Origin of the sequence: Sphingobium sp. 3R8 (genome assembly GCF_020166615.1) — a bacterium.
Taxonomy (GTDB): Bacteria; Pseudomonadota; Alphaproteobacteria; order Sphingomonadales; family Sphingomonadaceae; genus Sphingobium; species Sphingobium bisphenolicum.
In genome coordinates this window covers 44667-70822 of the sequence record NZ_JAIQXR010000013.1, presented here as the reverse complement: position 1 = coordinate 70822, position 26156 = coordinate 44667, and the positions used below count along the sequence as shown (strand labels likewise).

Here is a 26156-nt window from a genome sequence, read left to right as displayed (position 1 = left end):
CTGGCAACTTTTATCCACCGTCCCTCGTTCAATGCGGCAGGAGGACGCCATGATGAGCTTCAATCTGAACGAGGTTGCGTTGCTGCTGGTGGTGCTGGTCATCGGCTGGCTGCTGGGTCTGATGATGAGCGGTCGCGGCAAATATCGGCGGCTGTGGCAGGACGAACAAGCGGTGCATCGCAGCGCGATCAAGGAGCGGGACGCCCGCATAGAGGCCTCCCATGCCCGGATCGCGGAGCTGGAGCGCCAGTCGGCGGGACCGATCGGCGCTGGCACGGCGACGGCGGTCGCGGGCGCAGTCCATGGCCGCGACGATCTGAGCAGGATCAGCGGCGTGAGTCAGGCTCAGGAACTGTCGCTGAACGAAGCCGGCTATCATCGCTATGGCCAGATCGCCGCGCTCAATGCCGAGCAGGAAGCGACCTTGGAGGCGCGACTGGGCCTGAAACCGGGCACCATCGCGCATGAAGACTGGCGCAAGCAGGCCAGCGAGCTGGAGAAGGGCCACAAGCGCGGCCTGTTCGGCTGAGCCTGCCCACAGCATCAGCCCAAAGAAAAAGGGCGGGGTTGATGCCCCGCCCTTTTTGCCGTCACTTCCGGGCGAGCGCCGCCTGCGCTGCGGCCAGTCGGGCGATCGGCACGCGATAGGGCGACGCCGACACATAGTCGAGGCCCGTCGCTTCGCAGAAGGCGATCGAGGCCGGATCGCCGCCATGTTCGCCGCAAATGCCGAGCTTAATGTCCGGACGGGTCTTGCGACCGCGCTCCGCCGCCAGTTCGATCAGTTCGCCCACGCCTTCCACGTCGATGCTGACGAAGGGATCGCGGGCGAAGATGCCCTTGTCCACATATTGCGTCAGGAAGCGGCCCGCATCGTCGCGGCTGATGCCGATCGTCGTCTGGGTCAGGTCGTTGGTCCCAAAGGAGAAGAATTCGCCGACTTCGGCGATCTCGCCCGCCTTGAGCGCCGCGCGCGGCAGTTCGATCATGGTGCCGACCAGATAGTCGACGCGCTCGCCCTGCTCTTCGAACACTTCGGCTGCGACGCGATCGACGATCGCCTTCATCAGTTCCAGCTCCTTGGCGGTCGCGACCAGCGGGATCATCACTTCGGGGATCGGCGCTTCGCCGCCCCGTGCCTTGACGATCAGCGCGGCTTCGAAGATCGCGCGCGCCTGCATCTCGTAGATTTCGGGATAGGTCACGCCCAGGCGGCAACCGCGATGGCCCAGCATCGGGTTGAATTCATGCAGTTCCGCCGCGCGGCGCTTGAGCGTATCGACACTGACGCCCGCGCCCTTGGCCACTTCCTCGAACTCCGCTTCGCCATGGGGCAGGAATTCGTGCAGCGGCGGATCGAGCAGGCGGATGGTGACGGGCAGGCCCGCCATCACCATGAAAATCTGCGCGAAATCGTCGCGCTGTTCCGGCAGCAGCTTGTCGAGCGCGACGCGGCGGCCCTTCTCGCTGTCGGCCAGGATCATCTCGCGCACCGCGGTGATGCGCGCCGCGTCGAAGAACATATGCTCGGTCCGGCACAGCCCCACGCCCTCAGCGCCGAATTCGCGCGCGACCTTGCAGTCCTGCGGCGTTTCCGCGTTGGCGCGCACCTTCAGGCGACGGACCTTGTCCGCCCACACCATCAGCGTACCGAAATCGCCCGCCAGTTCGGGCTGCACGGTCGGCACTTCGCCCGCCATCACTTCGCCGGTCGACCCGTCGATGGTCAGGATGTCGCCTTCCTTCAGCTCGCGGCCGCCGACGCGCAGGATCTTGGTCTTGCCGTCGATCGAAATGCCGCCAGCGCCGGACACGCAGGGACGACCCATGCCGCGCGCCACCACGGCCGCGTGCGACGTCATGCCGCCGCGCGCGGTCAGGATGCCCTTGGCCGCATGCATACCGTGAATATCTTCCGGGCTGGTTTCGACGCGCACCAGGATGACGGCGTCGCCCAGTTCGGCGCGGCGCTCGGCGGTGTCGGCGTCGAACACGATCAGGCCGCTGGCCGCACCCGGCGACGCGGGCAGGCCCTTGGTCAGCACATCGCGCGGCGCTTCGGGGTCGAGCGTGGGATGGAGGAGCTGATCGAGCGCGGCGGGATCGACGCGGGCGACCGCCTCTTCTTCGGTGATCAGCCCTTCATGCGCCATATCCACGGCCATTTTCAGCGCGGCCTTGGCGGTGCGCTTGCCCGACCGGGTCTGCAGCATCCACAACTTGCCCTGCTGCACCGTGAATTCGATGTCCTGCATGTCGCGATAATGGGTTTCCAGGATCTGGAAGACGTTCGCCAGTTCGGCATAGGTCTCCGGCATCGCCTCTTCCATCGACAGCGGCTTGGCCCCGGCCCGCTCGCGCGCGGCCAGCGTCAGATATTGCGGGGTGCGGATGCCCGCGACCACGTCCTCGCCCTGCGCGTTGATCAGATATTCGCCATAATAGGCGTTCTCGCCGGTCGACGGATCACGGGTGAACGCCACGCCCGTCGCCGAGGTTTCGCCCATATTGCCGAACACCATCGCCTGCACGTTGACGGCGGTGCCCCATTCGCCGGGAATGTTGTTGAGGCGGCGATAGACCTTCGCGCGCTCCGACTGCCAGGAACCGAACACGGCCGAAATCGCGCCCCACAACTGGTCATGCACATCCTGCGGGAAGGGCTTGTTCCACAGCTTGAGCACCAGCGCCTTATATTCGGCGACCAGCGCCTTCCAGTCGGCGGCCGTCATCTCGGTGTCCAGGCTGTAACCCTGGTCTTCCTTGGCGATCTCCAGCGCTTCCTCGAACGCGCCATGGTCCAGTTCCAGCACCACGTCCGAATACATCTGGATGAAGCGGCGATAGCTGTCCCAGGCGAAGCGCTCGTCGCCGCTGGTCGTCGCCAGGCCGATGACGGTCTCGTCGTTGAGGCCCAGGTTAAGCACCGTATCCATCATGCCCGGCATCGACGCGCGTGCGCCCGAACGGACCGACACCAGCAGCGGATCGGCTGCATTGCCGAAACGCTTGCCCGTGATCCCCTCGATATGGGCGATGCCGCCAGCGACTTCCGGCGTCAGGCTTTCGGGATATTTGCCGCCATCGACATAATAGCGGGTGCACATTTCCGTGGTGATGGTGAAGCCCGGCGGCACCGGCAGGCCGATCGCGGCCATGCCGTCCAGATTGGCGCCCTTGCCGCCCAGCAGGTTGCGGTCGCCCTGCCCGCCATCATCGACACCGCCGCCGAAACGATAGACATAGCGCGTCGCGGTGCTGTTCATGATGGCCTCTTCCGTCGTAACCATGTGATCCGGCTCTCCCTGCACTGATTGCCGTGAATATTGTGCGCTGCAGCAGCCTTTACAAAAGACAGGTGCAAATTGCACCCGCCTTTATCAGGATTTTGTCGTCATTCCGTCATTTTTATGGACGGATATGTCCGACTTATCCGTCATCCCGCAATTTTCGAAAAGTCCGCGACGCCATGCACCGCCAAACGCACCCGGTCGAGCAGCGCGAGACGCGCCGCACGTTTTGCGGGATCGGCGTCGTTGACCGTGACGGTGTCGAAAAAGGCGTCGATCGGCGCACGCAACGTGGCGAGCGCGGTCATGGCGTCTTCGAACCGTTCGTCGGCGACGGCGGCGGCGGCCTGCGGCTCGGCGCTGTCCAGCGCGGCGAGCAAGGCGGCCTCGGCGGGTTCGGGGGTGTAGGACAGCTCCGTATCGCCGCCTCCCTTATCTTCGTCACCCCGGACTTGATCCGGGGTCCCGCTTTCTTCTGCTGCTGCGGATGAAGAAAGCGGGACCCCGGCGTTCGCCGGGGTGACGGTGGCGGGTTGGGCCGGTGCTTCCTTCTTGAGAATATTGGCCGCCCGCTTGTACCCGGCGAGCAGGTTGGCCCCGTCATCGGTCGCGACGAAGGACTGCAAAGCATGGACGCGCGCCAGCAAACGGACGAGGTCATCCTCCCCGCCAAGCGCGAACACCGCGTCGATCAGGTCGTGGCGGACCCCGGCTTCCTTCTGCTGCACTTTGAGGCGATCGGCGAAGAAGTCGAGGAACGGTATGTCCGACGAGGCGAAGGCGCCCACGAACGACTTGATTTCCGGCCGGGCCAGATTGGCCGCCTGCCATTCCACATCGGTCACCTTCGAGGGATCGAGGCCGAACTTCGCCAGCGTCTGCGCATCGACGTCGGCCAGCGCCTTGGTGTTCAGGAACACATGCCGATAGACATGGTCGCTCAGCGCAAAGGCATGCACTTTCTTCAGGTTCAACCGCAGCCCATTGGTTTCCAGCAGCCGCAGAATGGACAGGGCGGCGCGACGCAGCGCGAACGGGTCTTTCGATCCGGTCGGTCCCTGCTCGATACCGAAGAAGCCGACCAGCGTATCCAGCTTATCCGCCAGCGACACGGCCACCGTCACTGGCGCAGTCGGCACGTCATCGCCCTGCCCGACCGGCTTATAATGGTCGCGGATCGCGTCGGCCACCGCATCGGGCAGCTCCTCCGCACGCGCATAATAGCCGCCCATGACGCCCTGCAATTCGGGGAACTCGCCGACCATCTCGGTGACCAGGTCGGCCTTGGCGAGGCGCGCGGCCTGTTCGGCAAGGTCGGCGAGTTGCGCAGGATCAAGCCCCTCCCCTTCAGGGGAGGGGTTGGGGTGGGGGATTTCGGCAGGCGCTGTGCTATCCGGCACGCCCCCACCCCCGGCCCCTCCCCTGAAGGGGAGGGTTGAAGAAGTAACGATCCCCTCCTCCACCAGCCACCGCGCCAGCTTCGCGACCCGCTCCACCTTGTCGGCGACGGTGCCCAGCTTCTCGTGGAAAGTGATGCGCGCCAGCTTCTGCGCATGGTCCGCCAGCGCCGTCTTGCGATCCTGCTCCCAGAAGAAGCGGGCATCGCTCAACCGCGCGGCCAGCACCTTGCGGTTGCCCGCGACGATCGCCGCGCCGCCGTCCTTCGCCTCGATATTGGCGGTGCAGATAAAGGCGGGGGCCAGCTTGCCAGCCGCGTCGCGCAGCACGAAATATTTCTGGTTGATGCGCAGGGTTAGCTGAATAACTTCGGCCGGCACTTCCAGGAAAGCCGGGTCGAAATCGCCGAGCAACGGCACCGGCCATTCGGTCAGGCCCGCATTCTCCGCGACCAGCCCCTTATCCTCGATCACGCTGTACCCATGGGCCGCAGCGGCCTCGGCAGCGCTCGCTTCAATGATCGCCTGCCGCTCCTGATGGCTCACGATCACATGGCAGGCGCGCAGCTTCTCGACATAGTCGTCCGCGCCGCCGATCGTGATCGCGCCGGGATGGTGAAAGCGATGGCCCAGCGTCGCATAGCTGGACCGCACATCCTCGACCGCGATATCGACCAGTTGCTCGCCCAAAATGGCGACGATGCCCTGCAATGGGCGGACCCAGCGCAGGCTTTCGGTCGTCTGGCTTGCCACGCCCCAGCGCATCGCCTTGGGCCAGGGGAAGGCGCGGATGACGGCGGGCACGGCCTGCGTCAACACATCCATGGTGGCGCGGCCGGGCTTGTTTACGACCGCGAACCAGACGCCGTCCCGGTCTTCCAACTGGTCCTGGGTCAGGCCGGTCTTGCGCAGAAAGCCTTCGAGCGCCTGGGGCGGCGCGGATGTGCGCGGACCTTTATGCTCTTCGCTCACCGCCGCGGTTTCCACCGGCAGGTCGCGCGCGATCAGCGCCAGGCGACGCGGCGTCACGAAACTGTCGATCGCAGCGGGCTTGAGGCCGGCCCTGGCCAGTTCTTCGGTGAACAGGCGCGCCAGATCCTCCGACGCCTTGACCTGCATACGCGCGGGAATTTCCTCGCAGCGCAATTCGAGGAGGAAATCAGTCATCACGCGGTCCACCCCGGAAATTTGGCGCTCCAGGCGTCGGCATTGCTGGCGATCCACGCCTCGCAACTGCCCTTCGCCATGTCGCGCACCTGGCCCATATAGCTGGCGCGTTCCTGCACGGAAATCACGCCGCGCGCCTGGAGCAGGTTGAACACATGGCTCGCCTTGATCGCCTGGTCATAGGCGGCGAGTGGCACGTTCGCTTCGATGCAACGACCATATTCGGCCTGGCAATCCTTGAACCAGCGGAACAGCTTGTCCGTGTCCGCGACCTCGAAATTCCATTTCGACATCTGCTGTTCGTTGGCCAGAAACACGTCGCCATAGGTGACGCCGGCGGCGTTGAATTTCAGGTCGTAAACGCTGTCGACGCCCTGAATATACATGGCCAGCCGCTCCAACCCGTAGGTCAGCTCACCCGCGACCGGCTTGCAGTCATATCCGCCCATTTGCTGGAAATAGGTGAACTGGGTGACTTCCATCCCGTCGCACCACACTTCCCAGCCCAGACCCCAGGCGCCCAGGGTAGGGCTTTCCCAATCATCCTCGACGAAGCGAATGTCATGGACCAGCGGATCGATGCCGATTTCCACCAGCGACCCAAGATAGAGTTCCTGCAAATTCGCCGGGCTGGGCTTCATGATCACCTGATATTGGTAATAATGCTGCAACCGGTTGGGATTTTCGCCATAGCGCCCGTCGGTCGGGCGGCGGCTGGGCTGGACATAGGCGGCGTTCCAGGGCTGCGGCCCCAGCGCCCGCAGCGTGGTCGCGGGGTGGAATGTGCCCGCCCCCACTTCCATGTCATAGGGTTGGAGGATGACGCAGCCCTGTTTCCCCCAATAGGCATGGAGGGTCAGGATCAGGTCCTGGAAGGAAAGCGCTTTGCCTTCGGCCACGAAACGTCCTTATCGAAATCGCTGAATTACGTGGCCGCGCCTTGGCCCATGGGGCCGATAGGGTCAAGGGCCAAGGGCCAAGGGCCAAGGGCCAAGGGCCAAGGGTTAGGGGCCAAGGGTTAGCGGAAGCCGCCCTAAACAGGGTTAAGCGGCTTGCCCTCCCGCCCCGCGCTCCCCATTGAAGGGAGCATGAAATTGCTACCCACCCTGTTGCGGGCCTTTGGCGCCGCATGGCTGCTGATCGGCGGCGTCCCTGCCCATGCCAAACCCGCCGCCGCCCCCGCCTCCAGCATCGCGACCGCCACCCCGGCGCTGTGGGCGGTGCAGGATGCCGACACCACCATCTATCTGTTCGGCACCGTCCATGTGATGAAGCCGGACATCGACTGGTTCCATGGCGACATAAAGCGCGCCTTCGACCGGTCGGACGAACTGGTGCTGGAGATTATCGAGCCGGACGACCCCCGCGCGATCGGCGCGGCCATGACGACCATGGCGATGGCGAAGGACGGGGTGAAGCTGTCCGACCGGCTGGCCCCCGATGCGCGGACGAGATATCAGGCGGCGATGGACGCCAACGGCCTGCCCTGGCGGACCTTCGACATGTTCAATCCCTGGATGAGCGGCATGGCGCTGTCGGTCGCCCCGCTCGAAAAGCTGGGCTATAAAAATGACCTCGGCGCGGAGAAAATCCTGCGCAGCGCGGCGCAGGCCTCGGGCAAGAAGGTCGATGCGCTCGAAACCGTCGAGCAGCAGGTCGGCTTCTTCGCCAGCCTGCCGATGGCGCAGCAGGTTCAGTTCCTGAACGCCACCGTCGATGGCCTGCCGGAAATGGAGAGCGAATTTGGCGACCTGCTGCGCTACTGGCAGGCCGGGCAACCGGACAAGCTGGCCAAGTCGATGAACGAATCGCTCGAAGCGACGCCGGAACTGGCGCAGGTTCTGCTCACCGGCCGCAATGCCCATTGGGCCAAGTGGATCAAGGCGCGGCTGGACCAGCCCGGCACCGTCTTCGTCGCCGTGGGCGCGGGTCATCTCGCCGGCAAGGGCAGCGTGCAGGACCAACTCAAGACATTGGGCCTGCGCGCCCGCCGTCTGAAGCCAACCCCCGTGAAAGATGGAAAGCCATGATGCGCGTCGTCACCCGCCTCCTCGCATTGTTCGCGCTGACGCTGGTCGCAGCCTGTGGACAGAATGACACCCCCAAACAGTCCACAGCGCAAGGCGGCCCGGCCCTGTGGCAGGTGCAGCGCGGCGAACTGAAAGGCTGGCTGTTCGGCACGATCCACGTCCTGCCCAAGGGTGTCGCCTGGGACACACCCACGATAAAGGACGCGATGACCGCCTCCGACCGTCTGATTCTGGAAGCTGCGGACCTGCAGGACGAGCAGAAAACGCTGTCCCTGTTCGAGAAAATGGGCCGCAGCGCCGACCTGCCGCCGCTGGAACGGCGCGTGCCGGACGAGGAAAAGACGGCATTGGTGAAGGCAATGGCCGACGGCGGCACCAACAGCCAATTGCTGTCGGGCTATGAAAGCTGGGCCGCCGCCATGCTGCTGTCCGCCGCCAGCCAGCAGGGGCTGGGCGTCAGCCAGGATGACGGCGTCGAGCCGGTGTTGATCGAAACGTTCAGGAAAGCCGGCAAGCCGATCGGCGGGCTGGAGACGGTGGAACGGCAATTCGCCGCCTTCGACACCCTGCCCGAAGCGGCGCAGTCCCGCCTGCTCGTTCAGACCGTCCATGAATCCAAGGGCATGAAGGCGCTCTACGACCGTATCCTGACCGCCTGGTCGAAGGGCGACATGGAGGCGATCGCCAAGGAGGACCAGATTGGCGAGCAGCCCGACCCGATGGTCGAGGAAGCCGTTCTGGTCGCCCGCAATCGCGACTGGGTGAAGGCGATCGAACCGATGCAGGGCCGCCCCTTCATCGCGGTGGGCGCGGGCCACCTGACCGGCCGGGAAAATCTGATCGACCTGCTCAAGGCCAGGGGGTTCACGGTGACGCGGGTGCAGTAACGCCTCCCCCACCACCGTTCGGTTCGAGCTTGTCGAGAACGCGTCCATCGTTCTCGACAAGCGCGAACCGAACGGACCTTGCGCAATATCGCCCCCACCCTTGCATTCCCGCCCTTTTCTGCTAAAGGGCCGCCTTCCGCTATGGTCATCCCTGGAGGCGTGGCGGGAAAGTACATTAATTTTGCTTTTGGAGACACGCAATGAGCGAGCAGCTTACGCTGTCGGCCGAGGCACGCGATCGGGCAGGCAAGGGAGCCTCCCGCGCCCTCCGCCGTGAGGGCCGCGTACCCGCCGTCATCTATGGAATGAACGAAGAACCCCTGTCGATCCATGTCGAGGAAAAGCTCCTCAACAAGCAGCTCGGCACCGGCCACTTCTTCAATTCGGTCATCATGGTCGAAGTCGGCGGCAAGACCGTCCGCACCCTCGCCAAGGACGTGGCCTTTCACCCCGTCTCGGACCGTCCGCTGCACGCCGATTTCCTGCGCGTTTCGGAACATGCCACCGTTCACGTCCATGTGCCCGTGCGCTTCGAAAATGAAGACGCCTCGCCCGGCCTGAAGAAGGGCGGCGTGCTGAACGTCGTCGCGCACGACATCGAACTCGAAGTCGATGCGGCCGAAATCCCCGACGAAGTCGTGGTCGACCTGACCGGCCTGGAAGTCGGCGATTCGATCCACATCAGCGCCGTGACCCTGCCCAAGGGCACCAAGGCCCTGCATGCGGACACCGACTTCTCGATCGCGACCGTCGTCGCCCCGTCGGCTCTCAAGAGCGCCGAAGGCGAAGCGGACGCCGAGGCGGCCGAAGGCGAATAAGCCTTTCTGCCTCCGGGCTGGAAATTCCGATCCCGTCCGCCTACCCGGCGGGCGGGATTTTCTTTGGAGCATGACCATGCAAATCTGGGCCGGCCTTGGCAATCCGGGGCAGCAATATGCGATGCATCGGCACAATGTCGGCTTCATGGTCGCGGACCTGATCGCGGACCTGCATCGCTTTTCGCCGCCGAAGAAGCAGTTTCAGGGCTGGGTGCAGGAAGGACGGATCGGGCCGGAAAAGGTCATCCTGCTCAAACCCGCGACCTTCATGAACGAAAGCGGCCGCTCGGTCGGCGAAGCCATGCGCTTCTACAAGCTGACACCGCAGGACGTCACTGTCTTCCACGACGAACTCGACCTGGTGCCCATGAAGGTCAAGGTGAAGCGCGGCGGCGGCAATGCCGGGCATAACGGCCTGCGCTCGACCGACGCGCATATCGGCAATGATTTCCGCCGGGTGCGGATCGGCATCGGCCATCCGGGCCATAAGGACAAGGTCCATGGCTATGTGCTGGGCAACTACGCCAAGGGCGAGATGGACGCCCTGACCGACATGCTGGCCGCGATCGGCGCGGAAGCCGAATGGCTGGCGAAGAATGACGACGCCCGCTTCATGAACGAAGTCGCACTGCGGCTGGCGACCTGAAAAGCTTAACCCGATTGCGCGTCGCAACATTGCCGGGCCATAAGGCCCATAATATCGCAGTGCGCAAACGCAGTTCAGGGGATATTGGGTGATTTACACCGTTGCCACGACGCCGTTCGACGACCAGAAGCCCGGCACGTCCGGCCTGCGCAAGAAGGTCCGCATTTTCCAGCAGCCCTATTATGCCGAAAATTTCGTCCAGTCGGTGTTCGACAGCCTCGACGGTTTTGCCGGGCAGACGCTGGTGGTGGGCGGCGACGGCCGTTACCTGAGCCGCGACGTCATCCAGATCGTCCTGAAGATGGCGGCGGCCAACGGCTTCGGCCGGGCGCTGGTCGGCCAAGGCGGTATCTTGTCCACCCCCGCCGCCTCGCACCTGATCCGCGCATCCGGCGCGTTCGGCGGCCTCGTCCTGTCGGCCAGCCACAATCCGGGCGGCCCGGACGAGGATTTCGGCATCAAATATAATATCGGCAATGGCGGCCCCGCGCCGGAAAAGGTGACGGACGCCATCGCCGCCCGCTCGCTCGTCATCGACAGCTATAAAATCCTCGATGCCGCCGATGTCGATATCGACACGATCGGCGAAAGCCAGTTGGGCGGCATGACGGTCGAGGTTGTCGATCCGGTGGCGGCCTATGCCGACCTGATGGAAAGCCTGTTCGATTTCGCCGCGATCCGCGCCCAGATCGCGAATGGCTTCACCCTCGCCTTCGACAGCATGAGCGCAGTGACCGGCCCCTATGCGGTCGAGATTTTCGAACGCCGGCTGGGCGCGCCGCGAGGCACGGTGATGAACGGCACGCCGCTCCCGGACTTCGGCCATCACCATCCCGACCCGAATCTGGTCCATGCCAAAGAACTGTACGACCGGATGATGGCCCCCGACGCGCCCGACTTCGGCGCGGCGTCGGACGGCGACGGCGACCGCAACCTCATCATCGGCCGCCATTGCTATGTGACGCCCTCGGACTCGCTCGCGGTGCTGGCCGCCAACGCCCATCTGGCGCCCGGCTATGCCGCTGGCCTCAAGGGCATCGCCCGCTCCATGCCGACCAGCGGCGCGGCCGACCGGGTCGCGAAAAAGCTGGGCGTGCCGCTCTATGAAACGCCGACCGGCTGGAAATTCTTCGGCAATCTGCTCGACGCCGGCATGGCGACCATCTGCGGCGAGGAAAGCGCCGGCACCGGCTCCGACCATGTGCGCGAAAAGGACGGCATCTGGGCCGTCCTGCTCTGGCTCAACATCCTGGCCGTCCGCCAGCAAAGCGTCGCCGCCATCATGGCGGACCATTGGGCGACCTATGGCCGCAACTATTATGCCCGCCACGATTATGAATCCATCGCCAAGGACAAGGCCGATGCGCTAATGGCGGCGCTGCGCGGCAAGCTCGACAGCCTGCCCGGCACGACAAACAGCGGCGGCACGATCAGGGCGGCCGACGATTTTGCCTATACCGACCCCACCGACCAGTCGGTCAGCCGCAATCAGGGCGTCCGCATCCTGTTCGAGGATGGATCGCGCGTGGTGTTCCGCCTGTCCGGCACCGGCACGGAGGGCGCCACCTTGCGCGTCTATATCGAGCGTTATGTCGGCCCGGACGGCGACCTCGGCCTGGAAACCGGCGACGCCCTCGCCCCGCTGATCGCCGCCGCGCAGGAGGTCGCCGACATATCCGGCCATACCGGCATGGAGCAGCCGAGCGTCATCACCTGACACCCGGCTTCAAACATGCCGGGCCGAACATAAACTAACGCACGGGCAACAAGATGGACATGCGTACGGATTAGAGAAAGGGCACCCGTCCGTCGGCGGTCCGTTCCTCTTCCGATCCCAGGAAATCCATGCGCCGCTTCGCCCTTTGCCTGTCCGCCTGCCTCGCCCTGCTGTCGAACCCAAGCCGCGCGGCCACCAGCCAGGATGAGCAATTCTGGCTCAACCTGACCGCCATGGGATCGGTGAAGGACGAACTTGTCTATTTCGCGGAGATCCAGCCACGTATCGGCGACGGCGTCTCGCGCATCGACCAGTCGCTGTTTCGCGGCGCTGCAGGCTGGAAATTCTCCCCCAGCTTAACCCTCTATCAGGGCTATGCCCATGTCGTCGTACCGATCGAGGGCGGCAAGGATATCAACGAGGAACGCAGCTTCCAGCAATTGAGCTGGACGCTCGGCAAGCCCTGGAGCGGCGAACTCTCGTCCCGCACGCGCCTCGAACAGCGCTGGCGCTCGGACGGCGACGACATGGGCTGGCGGCTGCGCGAGATGCTTCGCTACGAAAAACCGCTGCGTGCCGACAGCGACGCCGTCAACGCGCTGGTCTATGCCGAGGGTTTCGCCGCGCTCAACGACACCGACTGGGGCGCACGCAGCGGCTTGGACCAGCTACGCAGCTTCGTCGGCGCGGAAATCGGCCTGCCCGGCGCATCGACACTGGAAGTGGGCTATCTCAACCAGGTCATCAATCAGCGCGCGGGCAACATGCGCGTCAACCATGTGGCGTCCGTAACGCTCTTCTTCAGACACTGATGCACTTCTGCACAAGCCTTTGATAACAAAGAAAAATAGGATGAAAGCGCACAACGGTTCATGGCAAGTCGATAAAAAATCAAATTATTACAGTGATTTAAGACGATAGACTCCGCTAGAACTGTCCAACTTGCCGTCGCACAACAGGCCTACCGCCCGTTATCAGCGATGATATCGACACTGGTCTTGCCGCCCGGCGCATCGGTGAAGAGGATGAAATAGGCGCTGCCGTCGGACCCGCGGGTGCCGCCCAGCACATGGTCGCCGCCCAAGATCTTATGCTCGCCGTCATAGCCGGCGCGACGGGCCAGCGTGTAATAATAATCCATCACGCCCTGCCGCGGCGCAGGCGTCACGAAGCTGGCCGCACGCAGGGTGCAGCCACCGGCCTCCGCTCCCGCCGCCTCGGTGAGTTGCGCGCCGGGGAACAGGCCGAAGGGCTCGGGCAGTCGCTGCGCCCATTCCATGCCGTAATTGAGTTTCTTCGCGCAGTTGCCGTTGCCGCCACGGCGCCCGGCCTGTTCGCGCGCGACCGCGCCCAGCGTCACGGTCGACGCCATCGCCTCGCCCTCGCTCGCCGCCGGGGCCGCGATCAGCTTGCCGCCGGCCGACTTTACCGCCTCCGCCTGCGCTGCGCCAGCGTCCCCGGCCAGCACCGGTACCGCGCCATTGGCGGGCCGATCGGCGGGACGCACGGCATTGCGGTTGGCCTGACCCACCAGTTGCGGATCGACGACGATCGGATCGGCCAGCGCCCCCTTGAGCGCCGGGTCGGTCGCATTGTCGGTCAGTTGCGCATCGAGCGCGGCGAGGCTGGCATCCTTGTCCCCCTTGCCGCACGCGGCCAGCGCCAGCACCAGAGAAACCATCGCTACAGACCGGACACGCGCCATGCTTCACTCCTTCGTAAACAAGCCATGAAGAGGGCAAGTTAATATTCCATTAGGATATTTGGTGAATCTGCCGATTTTTGCGCAGATGGCCAGCTCTTATCGACTGGCCTTGTCCCGCTGTCTTGCTCTGGGACAGTTGGTCGGCCATGATGGGCCGATGCTCAATATATTGTCAGGCTTCATCGGCCTTGTCACCCTCATCCTCATGATCCCCGCGATCATTCCGCTGCTGGGCGCGCTCAACTGGATATTGGTGCCGCTGGCCCTGTTCGGCGCCCTTGTCGGCATGATGTCGTCGAAAAATGGCGGGCGGAACTTCTGCCTGATCGTCGCCGCTTTCGGCGCGCTGCGGCTGTTTCTGGGCGGCGGCATATTCTGATCCGGGATCATCCGGAAGCGCGCAAGGGTCTGCTCGCAGCACTGGCCGCCTATGGCCTATGGGGGCTGCTGCCGCTCTTCTTCCGCCTGCTGCACCATGTCGATCCTGTGGAGATCGTGACCCAGCGCATCCTCTGGTCGCTGCTGCTGATCCTCGCCATCATCGCCGCCCGCAAAGGGCTGCCCGCCTTCCTTGGCGCCATGGGCGACCGGCGACTGGTGGTGCCGCTGGCGGGATCTGCGATGATGATCGGGGTCAACTGGCTGACCTATGTCTGGGCGGTCAACGGCGGCCATATCGTCGCGGCCAGCCTGGGCTATTTCCTCAACCCGCTGGTGAACGTCACCCTGGGTGTCCTTGTGCTCAAGGAAAAGCTGCGGCTCTCGCAAATGCTGGCGATCGGCGTCGCCGCCATCGGCGTCGCCATTCTTGCCGCGTCGGCGCTGACCACGCTGTGGATCAGTCTGGCGCTGGCTTTCAGTTTCGCCTTCTACGCCCTGCTGCGCAAGCTGACGCCGGTGGCGCCGATGACCGGGCTGGGCGTTGAAACCGCGCTGCTCACGCCGCTCGCCATCGCTTATCTGCTATGGGAAATGGGGCATGGCGGGGTCGGTTTCGGGCAGGATATGCCGACCACGGCGCTGCTCATCATCTCCGGCGCGGTGACCACGGTGCCGCTGGTGCTGTTCGCCGTCGCCGCCCAGCGCCTGCCGATGGCGACGCTCGGCCTGATGCAATATCTCGCGCCCACGCTGCAATTTCTCTGCGGCGTGCTGTTGTTCGGCGAAAAGCTCAGCACCGGCCAGATGGCGAGTTTCGGACTGATCTGGCTCGGCCTCATCTTCTTCGCCAGCGACGGGATCGCCAACGCGCGGCGCAACCGGCTGGCGACGGCATAAATCTCCATCCGTCCGTTTCGAGTCGGTCTCGAAGCGGACGGATGGATGATATCAGGCGAACTGGGTCGCCTCGAACCGCACCGCTTCACCCACCGCCACATTGGCCAGCGCATCCTCCCACATCACGCGATTGCCGCGAATGATGGTGCCGACCGCCTTGCCGGTCAGTTGATCGCCCTCGAACGGCGACCAGTTGCAGCGCGAGGCCAGCCAGTCGCTGCCCACCGTCCAGCGCTTCTTCAGATCGACCACGGTGAAGTCGGCGTCATAGCCGAGCGCGATCCGTCCCTTGCCGACAAGCCCGAACACCCGCTGCGGTCCCGACGAGGTGAGTTCGATGAAGCGCCGCAGCGACAGCCGCCCCTCCGCCACATGGTTGAGCAGCAACGGCACCAAAGTCTGCACCCCCGGCATGCCGCTGGGCGATGCGGGATAGGTCTTGGCCTTCTCCTCGATCGTGTGCGGCGCATGGTCGCTGCCCAGCACGTCGGGCACGCCCTGGTTGAGCCAGAACCACAGGCCATCGCGATGCGCGCCCGATCGGATCGGCGGGTTCATCTGCGCATAGGTGCCAAGGCGCGGATAGGCGTCTTCGCCCGCCAGCGTCAGATGCTGCGGCGTCACTTCGCAGGTCGCGATATCCTTGTTCTGCGCGATATATTCCAGTTCGGCGGGCGTCGTGATGTGCAGGATGTGGATGCGACGGCGCGCCTTGCGCGCCAGCGCGATGATGCGTTTCGTGGCGATCATCGCGCTTTCATCGTCGCGCCAGACGGGGTGGGTCGACGGATCGCCTTCCAGCGCATGGACCTTGCGCGCGTTCATCCGCGTCTCGTCCTCGGCATGGATGGCGACGCGGCGCGTGCCGCTGGCCAGCACGCGCGACAGGGCGTCGTCATCGTCCACCAGCAGGCTGCCGGTCGAGGCGCCCATGAAGATCTTTACCCCAGACGTACCGGGGATGCGTTCCAGCTCCTTCAACTGCTCGGCATTTTCGGCGGTCGCCCCGACATAGAAGGCATGGTCGCACCACATGCGATGATGCGCGCGCTTCAGCTTGTCATGCACCCGCTCCGCGGTGTCGGTGTTGGGATTGGTGTTGGGCATTTCGAATACGGCGGTCACGCCGCCCAGCACCGCGGCGCGGCTGCCCGATTCGAGGTCTTCCTTATGCTCCAGCCCCGGCTCGCGGAAATGGACCTGGCTGTCGATGCAGCCGGGCAGGACGTCTAGGCCGGTGCAGTCGATCACCTCGCCCGCATCGCCCAAGCTAGCGCCGATCGCCACGATCTTCCCGGCCCGCACGCCCACATCCACGCTCTCCGCGCCGCCCGGCGTATGGACGGTGCCGTTCTTGAGGATCATGTCGAAGGTCTGGGTCATGGCGTAGGTTTCCGCTTTATAAGTCCGTTCGCCCTGAGCGAAGTCGAAGGGCACTGCCGAACGCAGTGAGGCCTTCGCTCCGCTCAGGCAAGGGCTTCGACTTCGCTCAGCCCGAACGGGTTGGTAATTTGACGTGACTGTCCTACCTAAAGCCGATGACCGGCACCACCCTAAGCGACCGCGCGATCCTGAGAATTTCCGGCGAGGAGGGCAAAGCCTTTCTCCAAGGGCTGCTCACCCGCGACGTCCTGACCCTTACTCCCGGCCAGCCACGCTGGACCGGACTGCTGACGCCGCAAGGCAAGGCATTGTTCGACTTCATCCTGTGGGCGGAGGGCGACGACATACTGATCGACTGCGAGGCGGCGCAGGCCGACGCACTCGCCAGGCGGCTGACGATCTATCGCCTGCGCCGCAAGGTCACGATAGCCCGCGAGGAAGGGCTCGCTGTCCATTGGTCGCCCGACGCCACCGACCAGCCTCTCGACCCGCGCCTGCCCGCGCTCGGCCATCGCTGGCTCGCGTCCGCCACGCCGGGCGACGCCGCGCCTGCCTTCCGCGCGCACCGCCTGGCGCTGGGCGTGTTCGAAGGCGCGGCGGAACTGGGGCAGGACCAGACGCTGTGGCTGGAAACCAATGCGGAGGAACTGAACGGCGTCGATTATGACAAGGGCTGCTATGTCGGGCAGGAGAACACCGCCCGGATGCATTATCGCAACAAGGTAAGTCGTCGCCTCGTCGCCGTGCCGATCGCGCAGGCGGACGAAAAGCGCCAGCGCGCCGCGCTGCCCGACATCGGCCTGTCGATCGAGTTGCGTCGGGTCGAAACGCTCGATCCCGCTACCCTGCCCGCCTGGCTGGCCACCGCGATCGAAAGCCAGGCGGCAGAATGAAGCGCGTCCTGTTCGCGCTCGGCAGCGCCTTTCTTCTGGTTCCCCCCGCCCAAGCCGACACGCCCTGGACGCTGGTTAGAACCTATCCGCACGATTCCGCCGCCTTCACCGAGGGGTTGTTCTATCTCGACGGCGCACTGTACGAGAGCACCGGGCTGGAGGGCCAGTCGGACATCCGCAAGGTGGCACTGAAGACCGGCAAAATCCTGCAACGCCGCATCATCGACCCGCCCTATTTCGGCGAGGGCATCGTCAACTGGGGCGACAAGCTGGTCAGCCTGACTTGGCGGCACCGCCGGGGCTTCGTCTGGAACCTGGCCGATTTCGCACCGCTATCCGACTTCCGCTATGATGGCGAGGGCTGGGGCATGACGCAGGATGGCCGCAGCCTCATCATGAGCGACGGCACCGCGCAACTGCGTTTCCTCGATCCCGACAGCCTGGCCGAACAGCGCCGTATCACCGTCACCTGGAACGGCCGGGCGGTCGATCGGCTGAACGAGTTGGAATATGTGAAGGGGGAGGTGTGGGCGAATATCTGGTACGACACCCGCATCGCCCGCATCGATCCCGCGACCGGCGCCGTGATCGACTGGATCAACGTGTCGCGCCTGCGCAAGGCCGCGGGCGTCACCGATAGCGAAGCCGTCGCCAACGGCATCGCCTACGACGCGGCGAAGGACCGCATCTTCATCACCGGGAAGAACTGGCCGAAACTGTTCGAAATCAAGCTCGCGCCCAAGCCCTAGCCGCGCGGCTCTCCGCCGTGCAGCTTGGCCCACAGCGCCGCAGTGCCGGCCTCCTGCGCGCTGTTCGTGAACTGGGCGGCGATCAGCCAGCCCTTGATCGGCCGCATCGGCAGAAGCGTCGTCAGGATCAGCACCGGCACCCCGACGGCCAGATGCACCCAAAGGCCCGGCCGCGCCATGATCTCCAGCATGATGATGAATATGACGCCCGGCACGCAGGCGAAGAGTTGCACGAACACCGCCGGGCCATCGGCCGGATCGGCAAAGCTATAGTCCAGGTCGCACACCTCGCAATGGTCGCGCATCGTCAGGAACCCGTTGAAGATATGCCCTTCGCCGCAGCACGGGCAGCGACCGAATGCGCCCGTTTCATGCGCAGGGCGCTTCTTCCACGCCCGCCCCTTTTCGTCGATCCAGTGGGTTTCTCTGCTCTGTTCCATATCATCTCCAGCCATCATCCCCTATGTCGGCAAAGCGCCGCCGATTGCAATTGCGCCTTTTGTCCCACCCCTTCTGGCCCACGAACGCGCCAAGGCTGGCCATCGGGCGCGCAAACCGCTATCGGGCGCGCCAATGTTTCCGATCTTATAAGGCAGTCAAATGGGTTTTCGTTGCGGTATCGTCGGCCTCCCCAATGTGGGCAAGTCCACCCTGTTCAACGCGCTGACCGAAACGCAGGCGGCGCAGGCGGCCAACTATCCCTTCTGTACGATCGAACCCAATGAAGGCCGCGTCGCCGTGCCCGACGACCGGCTGGACACGATCGCGAAGATCGGCGGCAGCGCGAAGATCATCGAAACGCAGCTCAGCTTCGTCGACATCGCCGGACTGGTGCGCGGCGCGTCGAAGGGCGAAGGGCTTGGCAACCAGTTTCTGGCCAACATCCGCGAGACGGACGCGATCGTCCACGTCCTGCGCTGTTTCGAGGATGACGACATCACCCATGTCGAGGGCAAGGTCGATCCGATCGCCGACGCCGAGACGGTCGAGATGGAATTGATGCTCGCAGATCTGGAAAGCCTGGAAAAGCGCGTCCCCAACCTCGCCAAGAAGGCCGCGCAGGGCGACAAGGAAGCCAAGGCCGCCGCCGCCGTGCTGGGCCAGGCGCTCGACCTGCTGCGCGAGGGCAAGCCCGCCCGCCTCACCATGCCGCGCGATGTCGAGGAAGAGCGGCTGTTCAATCAGGCGCAGTTGCTGACCGCCAAGCCGGTTCTCTATGTCTGCAATGTCGAGGAAGACGCCGCATCGGACGGCAACGCCTTTTCCGCGCGCGTGTTCGAAAAGGCGAAGGCCGAAAACGCCAGTGCGGTGATCGTGTCCGCCGCGATCGAGGCGGAACTGGTGACCATGCCGGTCGAGGAACGCGCCGAATATCTCGAAGCGCTGGGCCTGACCGAAGCCGGTCTCGCCCGCATCATCCGCGCCGGTTACGAACTGCTGGGCCTCATCACCTTCTTCACCGTAGGACCGAAGGAAGCGCGCGCCTGGACGGTGGCGAAGGGATCGAAGGCGCCTCAGGCGGCGGGCGCGATCCACACCGATTTCGAGAAGGGCTTCATTCGCGCCGAAACCATGGCCTATGCCGATTACGTGCAATATAATGGGGAAGCCGGCGCCAAGGAAGCGGGCAAGTGGCGGTCGGAAGGCAAGGAATATGTGACGCAGGACGGCGACATCATGCTGTTCCGTTTCAACGTCTGATCCCATGGCGCTGCGGCTTGGCCAGATGCCTGCCCAGCGCAAGGCAGCCTTCCCGCCCAGCGTCGATGCCGATACGCGCGTCCTGATCCTGGGCAGCCTGCCGGGCGATGCGTCGATCCGGCAGGGCGAATATTATGCCCATCGCGGCAACGCTTTCTGGACTTTGGTCGGGGATGTGCTGGGCGAAGATCTGCGCGGCCAGCCTTATGCGATGCGGCTCAAACGGCTGCGCGCACGCGGCATTGGCCTGTGGGACGTGATCGAGAGCGCCGAGCGCGATGGCAGTCTGGACGGATCGATCCGTGGCGCGGAACTGCGCGACCTTGGCGCCTTCGTCGCGCGCCTGCCCGCGCTCCGGGCCATCGCCTTCAACGGCAAGACAGCCGCGCTACATGGCCGGCGACAGTTGGGCGAGCGGCAGGATATGCCCCTAATCGACCTGCCCTCCTCCAGCGGCGCCTATGCCAGCCTGTCGCGCGACGCCAAACGCGCCGCGTGGATGGCGATCGCCGATCATCTCGCTGCGGCTTCCTGACGTCTTCGTCACTTTACCGACATGGTCCGGCTGCTAAGCAGCGGGCAATGCCAAAACATGAAGAGTCGCTGATGTCCCTCCGCCGCCTGCCCCACGCCCTCGCCCTGTCCGTCTCCGCCCTGCTGGGCGCCTGCGCGCCGATGCAGCCGCATCCCGTCGCCATCGCGTCTGCACCCGCCGAGCAGCGCGCGCCGATCACCTTGCTGGTGTCGATCGACGGTTTCCGCCCCGACTATCTGACCCGCAACGTGTCGCCCAACCTCAACGCGCTGGCCGCCGCAGGCGTCGAGGCGTCGATGCGCCCGTCCTTCCCGACCAAGACCTTCCCCAATCACTGGGCGATCGTCACCGGCGACCGGCCTGATCGCAGCGGCATCGTCGCCAACAATATGGAGGATGAGAGCCGGCCCAAGGACAAGTTCACCATGGCCAGCGACGATCCCTATTGGTGGAACGAAGCCGAGCCGATCTGGATCACCGCCGAGAAACAGGGTGTGCGCACCGCGACGATGTTCTGGCCCGGTTCCAACGTCGCCTGGGGCGGCACCAAGGCGGCCGAATGGCCCTATAGCATCAGCAACGGATCGCGCCCCAGCGACTGGGCGCAGTTCAATGAGGCGATCAGCGCGACCCAGCGGGTAAATAGCGTCCTCGACATACTACGCCGCCCGGCCGACATCCGTCCGCGGTTCGTCACCCTTTATTTCGACGAGGTGGACACCGCTGGTCATGTCAACGGCCCCGATGCGGCGCAAACGACCCAGGCCGTTGCCGATGTCGACGTCCATATCGGCAACCTGATCGCCGGACTGAAGGCGATGGGACAGCCCGCAAACATCGTCATCGTGTCCGACCACGGCATGGCGGCCAAGGCGAACGACCGGGTCATCGTCCTCGACAAGATCGCGAACCCGGCCGACTATCGCACCGTCGAAACCGGCCCCTATGCCAGCCTGGCCGCGGTCCCGGGCCATGAAAAGACGTTGGAAGCCGCGCTGTTCAAGTCGCGTGGCCATATGCAATGCTGGCGCAAGGGCGAAATCCCGGCGCGCTTCCACTATGGCACGCACCGTCGCATCCCGCCCTATTTCTGCCTCGCGGAAACCGGTTGGGTGTTCCAGAATACGACCCCGACCAAGCCGATCACCGGCGGCGACCATGGCTGGGACGATCGCGCTCCAGAAATGCAGGCGCTGTTCATCGCCAACGGCCCGGCCTTCAACACGGGGTTTCGCCCGTCGGCCGACTTCGCCAATGTCGACGTCTATCCACTGCTGGCCCGGCTGCTGGGCGTGACGCCGCAACCATCCGATGGCGATGCGGCTATGTTGCAGGGCCTGATCAAACCCTGACATTGACGTAAACGGAAACCGCTTCTAAGCCTTCATCCGTTGCAATGGGAGACGGATGATGGCGGAAGAAATTGTCTATTTCGAGGACATCGCGATCGGCGACGGCTTCGACTTCGGCCCGCTGACGGTATCGCGCGATGAGACGATCGCCTTTGCGGCAGAGTTCGACCCGCAACCCTTTCATCTGTCCGACGAAGCGGCCGCGCAGACCCATTTCGGGACGCTGTCCGCCAGCGGCTGGCACACCACCGCCCTGTTCATGAAGATGTTCGTCGCGGAAATGCAGCGGCAGCCCGGTCGCCAGGCGGCCAGCCTGGGGGCGATGGGCGTGGACGAATTGCGCTGGCTGCGCCCGGTACGGCCCGGCGATACGCTGCGTGGACGCAGTGAGGTGATCGACAAGAAGGCATCGCAAAGCCGCCCGGAAATGGGCATCGTCCGCAACAAAGTGACGATCTTCAACCAGGACGACAGGCCGGTCCTGACCATGATCCCGATCGCCATGTGGCGCACGCGGCCGGCTTGATTGCGATCTTCCCCCTGTCCTTTCGCCCTGAGGCTGTCGAAGGGCCGTCATTTCTCGACGAAAGACGTGCAGGGCTTCGACAGGCTCAGCCCGAACGGGCTTAGAATTTAGTTCCTAAGCTGGTTCGCCACCGCATCCGCCGCCATCACGCGCACCGAAGCCGCCTTCGATCCCGCAATCTGCACCAGATGCCGCCCGGCGGGCAGGTCGAACCAGACGATCTTGCGGATGCCCGAACAGTCCGGCCCATGGCCATGATCGACCGAGGCAAGCGATGCGTCGCCCGTCACCACATCCACCCACGCCGGCCCCGACAGCGCAATGCCGACCCGCGCCGCCTGCTTGAGCGACAGGCTGAACAGCCCGCCATAGCCCTCCTTCGCGCCCTTGCCCGGCGCGACGCGAAACTGGACCTGCGCGGCGGGGGACAGATCGGCGGTCAACGGCTTGCCCAGGATCAGCGCCGGCGCACCCTGCGCCAGCACGCCGGCCTTCGCCTGCCCGCTTTGGGTCCAACTGGTCCAGGGTTCGACCAGCGGCGCCGGCGCTGCGCAAACCGGATCGGCAGCGGCCAGCAACAAGGTGGCGAGGATTATCATCGGCTCATTTCCTCCCGAACAATTTCTCAATACCGCCATGGCCGAGCTTCACCAAGCTTGTCCCATGTGCGGTAACGGAATTCTGTGAGAAGCTAATGCCTGATGTCATCGGAAAGCTTACGTTACGGCAATCGCATGAGTAATGCACGAATCGCGATATGTCCGCTGGGATAGTTACCCATGATCCCGTTAGGGCTGTAGCCATCAAGCGCCGACAAAGGGCCTTGAAGCCAAGCAGCAGCCTGCTCTCCGACAACCGCATCTGCTACGCTTTCAATGCTTTGATCGTTCTGACCATATGCACGTGCAAAATTTGCCCAAGCAACGTCGCCTGCATAGCTCGCCATAAGATCAGAAATAGCCATCTCGGACATATACTCCAAACGGGCTACAGCAGCAATTAGAGGGACAGCAGAAGTCGACAACTATGTATGGTCCTCCTACATCAGTCGCCTAACAGCTACCTTGCAACGCATTCTATTTCCTACCAAAAAGCTTCTCGATCGAATTGTGATCCAGCTTCACCCAAGTCGGGCGCCCATGGTTGCACTGGCCCGATCGCGGCGTGACTTCCATCTCGCGGAGCAGGGCGTTCATTTCCGCGACGCTCAGCACCCGCCCTGCCCGCACCGATCCGTGGCAGGCCATGGTCGCGGCCACCAGATCGAGCCGCTCCTTGAGCGACAGCGCGCTGTCATAGGCGGCCAGATCGTCGGCCAGATCGGTGACGAGGCCCTGCACGTCCGATTGCCCCAGCATCGCCGGAACCGATCGGACCAGCATCGCCGATGGACCGAATCGCTCCAGGTCCAGGCCGAAATCCTTGAGTTCCGCGATGCGCGCCTCCAATCGGTCGCAGGCCGGTTCGTCCAGTTCCACCACTTCGGGGAGCAGCAGCGCCTGCGAGGCGACGCCTTGCCCCTCCATCGCCCGGCGCATCCGCTCCAGGGTCAGCCGTTCATGCGCGGCATGTTGATCGACGATGACCAGCCCATCCTCTGCTTCCGCCACGATATAGGTGCGCGCCACCTGACCACGCGCCACGCCGAGTGGGAAGCTGTTGCCTTCCGGCGCAGGGGCTGCGGCGGGTTCGGCGCGGGCCTGCGGTGGCGGGGTGATGAAGGATGGGCGGCGATCGGCAAAGGAGGATGGCGCAAACTGGTTGTAGCTCGCCGGTGAGGCGGCAGGCGCCTCGAAGATCGGCATCGACCCGATCGGGGTGGGCGAGACCGGTTCGGGCTTCCACGCCCCCAGGGCCGCCGGGTCGGCATTTTGCACCGCGCGAAACCCCTCCGCATCCAGCGCGCGGCGCAGGCCGGATACGATCATGCCGCGGATCAATGCCGGATCGCGGAAACGCACCTCGGTCTTGGCGGGATGGACGTTCACATCCACTTCCAGCGGCGGCACGTCGAGGAACAGCGCCACGACCGGATGCCGGTCGCGCGCCAACATGTCGGCATAAGCGCCGCGCAGTGCCCCGATCAGCAAGCGGTCGCGGACCGGTCGCCCGTTGACGAACAAATATTGATGATCGCCCACGCCGCGATTGTAGGTCGGGATCGACGCGACGCCGGACAGGCGGATGCCTTCGCGTTCAAGCGACACGATCACATGATTGTCCGCCAGCGCCCGGTCCGTCAGCGCCGCGACACGCTCCTCGCGCGCCTCCTCGCCCTGCACGCCCAGCACCCGGCGACCGTCATGTTCGACCGAAAAAGCGACGGCGGGATGTGCCATTGCGAGACGACGGACAATGTCGAGGCAGGCGGCATATTCCGCCTTGGGCGAGCGCAGGAACTTGCGCCGCGCCGGCACCTTGCCAAATAGCTGCTCCACTATGACCCGGGTGCCGGGTGGCAAGGCGATCGGCCCCTCCGCCACCAATTGGCCATTGTCGACCGTGCGGTTCCATCCATCGGCCCCTCGCGGCCGGCTGTCGATCGACAGGCGCGCCACGCTGGCGATCGAAGGCAGCGCCTCCCCGCGGAAGCCCAATGTGGCCACATTTTCAATGGCATCGTCGGGCAGCTTCGACGTGGCGTGGCGCTCCAGCGCCAGCGCCATGTCGCCCGAATCCATGCCGCAGCCATCGTCGCTGACCTCGATCCGGTCCAGCCCGCCATTGGACAGGCGGATGGCGACGCGAGTCGCGCCCGCGTCCAAAGCGTTTTCGACGATCTCTTTCAGCGCGCTGGCGGGTCTTTCGACCACTTCACCGGCAGCGATACGATTGACCAGATGTTCGGGCAGACGGCGTATTGACATTGATTAGGGACTAGCCCAATCGAGCGCTTTCCGCGAGCCGCGAACCTGAATTTTTTGCACTGCAAGGCGCAAGAAAGAAGAGGTGAACGGCAAGAGCAGAACAGCTTTCCGACCGGTCCCCAATCGCGTCGCGGGGACGGCGGGCGATACAGGATAAGGCATGTCGATCTTCTCGCGTCTCTTCAAATTCACCTCGCAGGATATGGCCATCGACCTCGGCACCGCCAATACGGTGGTCTATGTGCGCGGCCGCGGCATCGTACTGAACGAGCCGTCGGTGGTGGCGGTCGAGACGCTGAACGGCGTCAAGCGGGTGAAGGCGGTCGGCGTGGACGCCAAGCTGATGATGGGCAAGACCCCGGATTCGATCGAAGCCATCCGCCCGCTGCGCGATGGCGTGATCGCCGACATCGACGTCGCCGAGCAGATGATCAAGCATTTCATCACCAAGGTGCATGGCGGCAAGCACAGCCCCTGGCGCGCCCCTGAAATCGTGATCTGCGTGCCGTCGGGTTCGACCAGCGTGGAACGGCGCGCGATCCGCGACGCCGCCAGCAATGCCGGCGCCAGCCAGGTGTTCCTGATCGAGGAGCCGATGGCCGCCGCGATCGGCGCCGACATGCCGGTGACCGAGCCGATCGGGTCGATGGTGGTCGACATCGGCGGCGGCACGACCGAAGTCGCCGTGCTGTCGCTGCGTGGCCTGGCCTACACCACCTCCGTCCGCGTCGGCGGCGACAAGATGGACGAGGCGATCGTGTCCTTCGTCCGTCGCCATCACAATCTGCTGATCGGTGAAGCCACGGCGGAACGGATCAAGAAGCAATATGGCGTCGCCCAGCCGCCCGAAGACGGCGTCGGCGAAACGATCCATATCAAGGGCCGCGATCTGGTGAACGGGGTTCCCAAGGAAATCTCGATCAACCAGGGCCAGATCGCCGATGCGCTGGCGGAACCGATCAGCACCATCGTCGAAGGTGTCCGCATCGCGCTGGAAAACACCGCGCCTGAACTGGCGGCCGACATCGTCGACCAGGGCATCGTCCTGACCGGCGGCGGCGCACTGCTCAAGGGGCTGGACGACGAACTGCGCGACGAAACCGGCCTGCCGGTGACCATCGCCGAAGACCCGTTGACCTGCGTCGCCATTGGCACCGGCCGCGCGATGGAAGATCCGATCTTCCGGGGCGTGCTGCAAACCGCCTGATCGAGAAG

Annotated in this window: 25 protein-coding genes; 16 read left to right on the top strand and 9 right to left on the bottom strand. The window is 64.5% G+C overall.

Features of this window, described 5'->3' with window-relative positions; genetic code table 11:
* Nucleotides 1-49: 49 nt before the first annotated feature.
* Nucleotides 50-529 carry a hypothetical protein gene (locus tag K9B33_RS13575; RefSeq protein ID WP_224549472.1) on the top strand — a complete coding sequence of 160 codons (480 nt, stop codon included), beginning with the start codon at nucleotides 50-52 and terminating at the stop codon, nucleotides 527-529.
* Between the two features lie 61 nt (nucleotides 530-590).
* On the opposite strand, the gene ppdK is transcribed toward K9B33_RS13575, so the two are convergent.
* From ppdK to K9B33_RS13560, 3 genes are all read right to left on the bottom strand, one after another.
* The gene (ppdK, locus tag K9B33_RS13570; protein WP_224549471.1) at nucleotides 591-3290 is read right to left on the bottom strand and encodes a pyruvate, phosphate dikinase; all 2700 of its coding nucleotides are present in this window, start codon (nucleotides 3288-3290) and stop codon (nucleotides 591-593) included.
* Nucleotides 3291-3436: 146 nt separating this feature from the next.
* Nucleotides 3437-5854 carry a glycine--tRNA ligase subunit beta gene (gene glyS, locus K9B33_RS13565; RefSeq protein WP_224549470.1) on the bottom strand — a complete coding sequence of 806 codons (2418 nt, stop codon included), beginning with the start codon at nucleotides 5852-5854 and terminating at the stop codon, nucleotides 3437-3439.
* Entirely contained in the window at nucleotides 5854-6753 is a 900-nt protein-coding gene (locus K9B33_RS13560) for a glycine--tRNA ligase subunit alpha (protein ID WP_224549469.1), read from the bottom strand. Before K9B33_RS13560 ends, glyS begins: the two co-directional genes overlap by 1 nt.
* 189 nt (nucleotides 6754-6942) lie before the next feature.
* On the opposite strand from K9B33_RS13560, the gene K9B33_RS13555 reads away from it, so the two are divergent.
* The 6 genes from K9B33_RS13555 to K9B33_RS13530 all read left to right on the top strand — a co-directional run bounded on the left by K9B33_RS13555 (nucleotide 6943) and on the right by K9B33_RS13530 (nucleotide 12764).
* On the top strand, nucleotides 6943-7884 hold the full coding sequence (locus tag K9B33_RS13555; protein ID WP_224549468.1) for a TraB/GumN family protein: 942 nt from the start codon (nucleotides 6943-6945) through the stop codon (nucleotides 7882-7884).
* Entirely contained in the window at nucleotides 7881-8771 is an 891-nt protein-coding gene (locus tag K9B33_RS13550; RefSeq protein ID WP_224549466.1) for a TraB/GumN family protein, read from the top strand. Before K9B33_RS13555 ends, K9B33_RS13550 begins: the two co-directional genes overlap by 4 nt.
* A gap of 200 nt (nucleotides 8772-8971) precedes the next feature.
* Complete coding sequence (locus K9B33_RS13545) at nucleotides 8972-9589, top strand: 50S ribosomal protein L25/general stress protein Ctc (RefSeq protein WP_224549464.1); 618 nt, start codon at nucleotides 8972-8974, stop codon at nucleotides 9587-9589.
* Nucleotides 9590-9665: 76 nt separating this feature from the next.
* Complete coding sequence (gene pth / locus K9B33_RS13540) at nucleotides 9666-10235, top strand: aminoacyl-tRNA hydrolase (protein ID WP_224549462.1); 570 nt, start codon at nucleotides 9666-9668, stop codon at nucleotides 10233-10235.
* An 88-nt stretch (nucleotides 10236-10323) separates the two neighbouring features.
* Nucleotides 10324-11952: an alpha-D-glucose phosphate-specific phosphoglucomutase gene (locus K9B33_RS13535; protein WP_224549460.1), complete on the top strand. Its 1629-nt coding sequence runs from the start codon at nucleotides 10324-10326 to the stop codon at nucleotides 11950-11952.
* A gap of 128 nt (nucleotides 11953-12080) precedes the next feature.
* Nucleotides 12081-12764 (top strand): DUF2490 domain-containing protein, encoded by a 684-nt coding sequence (locus K9B33_RS13530; protein ID WP_224549459.1) that lies wholly within the window; start codon nucleotides 12081-12083, stop codon nucleotides 12762-12764.
* Nucleotides 12765-12913: 149 nt separating this feature from the next.
* Here the strand turns inward: K9B33_RS13530 and K9B33_RS13525 are convergent, their stop codons facing one another.
* Complete coding sequence (locus K9B33_RS13525; protein ID WP_224549458.1) at nucleotides 12914-13657, bottom strand: hypothetical protein; 744 nt, start codon at nucleotides 13655-13657, stop codon at nucleotides 12914-12916.
* A 157-nt stretch (nucleotides 13658-13814) separates the two neighbouring features.
* Between K9B33_RS13525 and K9B33_RS13520 the strand changes: the two genes are divergently transcribed.
* Together K9B33_RS13520 and rarD are read left to right on the top strand one after the other, a co-directional pair.
* Nucleotides 13815-14036, top strand: coding sequence for a hypothetical protein (locus tag K9B33_RS13520; protein ID WP_224549578.1), 222 nt, complete (start codon nucleotides 13815-13817; stop codon nucleotides 14034-14036).
* A 29-nt stretch (nucleotides 14037-14065) separates the two neighbouring features.
* Nucleotides 14066-14935 (top strand): EamA family transporter RarD, encoded by an 870-nt coding sequence (gene rarD / locus K9B33_RS13515; RefSeq protein WP_318011135.1) that lies wholly within the window; start codon nucleotides 14066-14068, stop codon nucleotides 14933-14935.
* Nucleotides 14936-14986: 51 nt separating this feature from the next.
* Here rarD and K9B33_RS13510 read toward each other — a convergent pair whose 3' ends face one another.
* Nucleotides 14987-16318: a dihydroorotase gene (locus tag K9B33_RS13510; protein WP_224549457.1), complete on the bottom strand. Its 1332-nt coding sequence runs from the start codon at nucleotides 16316-16318 to the stop codon at nucleotides 14987-14989.
* Between the two features lie 155 nt (nucleotides 16319-16473).
* On the opposite strand from K9B33_RS13510, the gene K9B33_RS13505 reads away from it, so the two are divergent.
* Together K9B33_RS13505 and K9B33_RS13500 are read left to right on the top strand one after the other, a co-directional pair.
* Complete coding sequence (locus K9B33_RS13505; protein WP_224549456.1) at nucleotides 16474-17211, top strand: YgfZ/GcvT domain-containing protein; 738 nt, start codon at nucleotides 16474-16476, stop codon at nucleotides 17209-17211.
* A complete protein-coding gene (locus K9B33_RS13500) occupies nucleotides 17208-17960 on the top strand; it encodes a glutaminyl-peptide cyclotransferase (RefSeq protein WP_224549455.1) in 753 nt (250 codons plus the stop codon). Before K9B33_RS13505 ends, K9B33_RS13500 begins: the two co-directional genes overlap by 4 nt.
* On the opposite strand, the gene K9B33_RS13495 is transcribed toward K9B33_RS13500, so the two are convergent.
* The gene (locus K9B33_RS13495) at nucleotides 17957-18400 is read right to left on the bottom strand and encodes a DUF983 domain-containing protein (protein ID WP_224549454.1); all 444 of its coding nucleotides are present in this window, start codon (nucleotides 18398-18400) and stop codon (nucleotides 17957-17959) included. The two genes, K9B33_RS13500 and K9B33_RS13495, sit on opposite strands and share 4 nt — an antisense overlap.
* A gap of 160 nt (nucleotides 18401-18560) precedes the next feature.
* Between K9B33_RS13495 and ychF the strand changes: the two genes are divergently transcribed.
* The 4 genes from ychF (at nucleotide 18561) to K9B33_RS13475 (ending at nucleotide 22074) form a co-directional block, all read left to right on the top strand.
* Nucleotides 18561-19661 (top strand): redox-regulated ATPase YchF, encoded by a 1101-nt coding sequence (gene ychF / locus K9B33_RS13490; RefSeq protein WP_224549453.1) that lies wholly within the window; start codon nucleotides 18561-18563, stop codon nucleotides 19659-19661.
* Between the two features lie 4 nt (nucleotides 19662-19665).
* A complete protein-coding gene (locus tag K9B33_RS13485; protein WP_224549452.1) occupies nucleotides 19666-20196 on the top strand; it encodes a DNA-deoxyinosine glycosylase in 531 nt (176 codons plus the stop codon).
* A gap of 71 nt (nucleotides 20197-20267) precedes the next feature.
* Entirely contained in the window at nucleotides 20268-21548 is a 1281-nt protein-coding gene (locus tag K9B33_RS13480; protein WP_224549451.1) for an ectonucleotide pyrophosphatase/phosphodiesterase, read from the top strand.
* 58 nt (nucleotides 21549-21606) lie between these two features.
* Complete coding sequence (locus tag K9B33_RS13475) at nucleotides 21607-22074, top strand: MaoC family dehydratase (RefSeq protein ID WP_224549574.1); 468 nt, start codon at nucleotides 21607-21609, stop codon at nucleotides 22072-22074.
* Between the two features lie 107 nt (nucleotides 22075-22181).
* Here K9B33_RS13475 and K9B33_RS13470 read toward each other — a convergent pair whose 3' ends face one another.
* The 3 genes from K9B33_RS13470 to mutL all read right to left on the bottom strand — a co-directional run bounded on the left by K9B33_RS13470 (nucleotide 22182) and on the right by mutL (nucleotide 24941).
* On the bottom strand, nucleotides 22182-22673 hold the full coding sequence (locus tag K9B33_RS13470; RefSeq protein WP_224549450.1) for a hypothetical protein: 492 nt from the start codon (nucleotides 22671-22673) through the stop codon (nucleotides 22182-22184).
* Nucleotides 22674-22795: 122 nt separating this feature from the next.
* Nucleotides 22796-23047, bottom strand: coding sequence for a hypothetical protein (locus K9B33_RS13465; RefSeq protein ID WP_224549448.1), 252 nt, complete (start codon nucleotides 23045-23047; stop codon nucleotides 22796-22798).
* Nucleotides 23048-23150: 103 nt separating this feature from the next.
* Entirely contained in the window at nucleotides 23151-24941 is a 1791-nt protein-coding gene (gene mutL, locus K9B33_RS13460) for a DNA mismatch repair endonuclease MutL (protein WP_224549446.1), read from the bottom strand.
* Nucleotides 24942-25101: 160 nt separating this feature from the next.
* On the opposite strand from mutL, the gene K9B33_RS13455 reads away from it, so the two are divergent.
* Complete coding sequence (locus K9B33_RS13455; protein WP_066601439.1) at nucleotides 25102-26148, top strand: rod shape-determining protein; 1047 nt, start codon at nucleotides 25102-25104, stop codon at nucleotides 26146-26148.
* The last annotated feature ends 8 nt before the right edge of the window (nucleotides 26149-26156 follow it).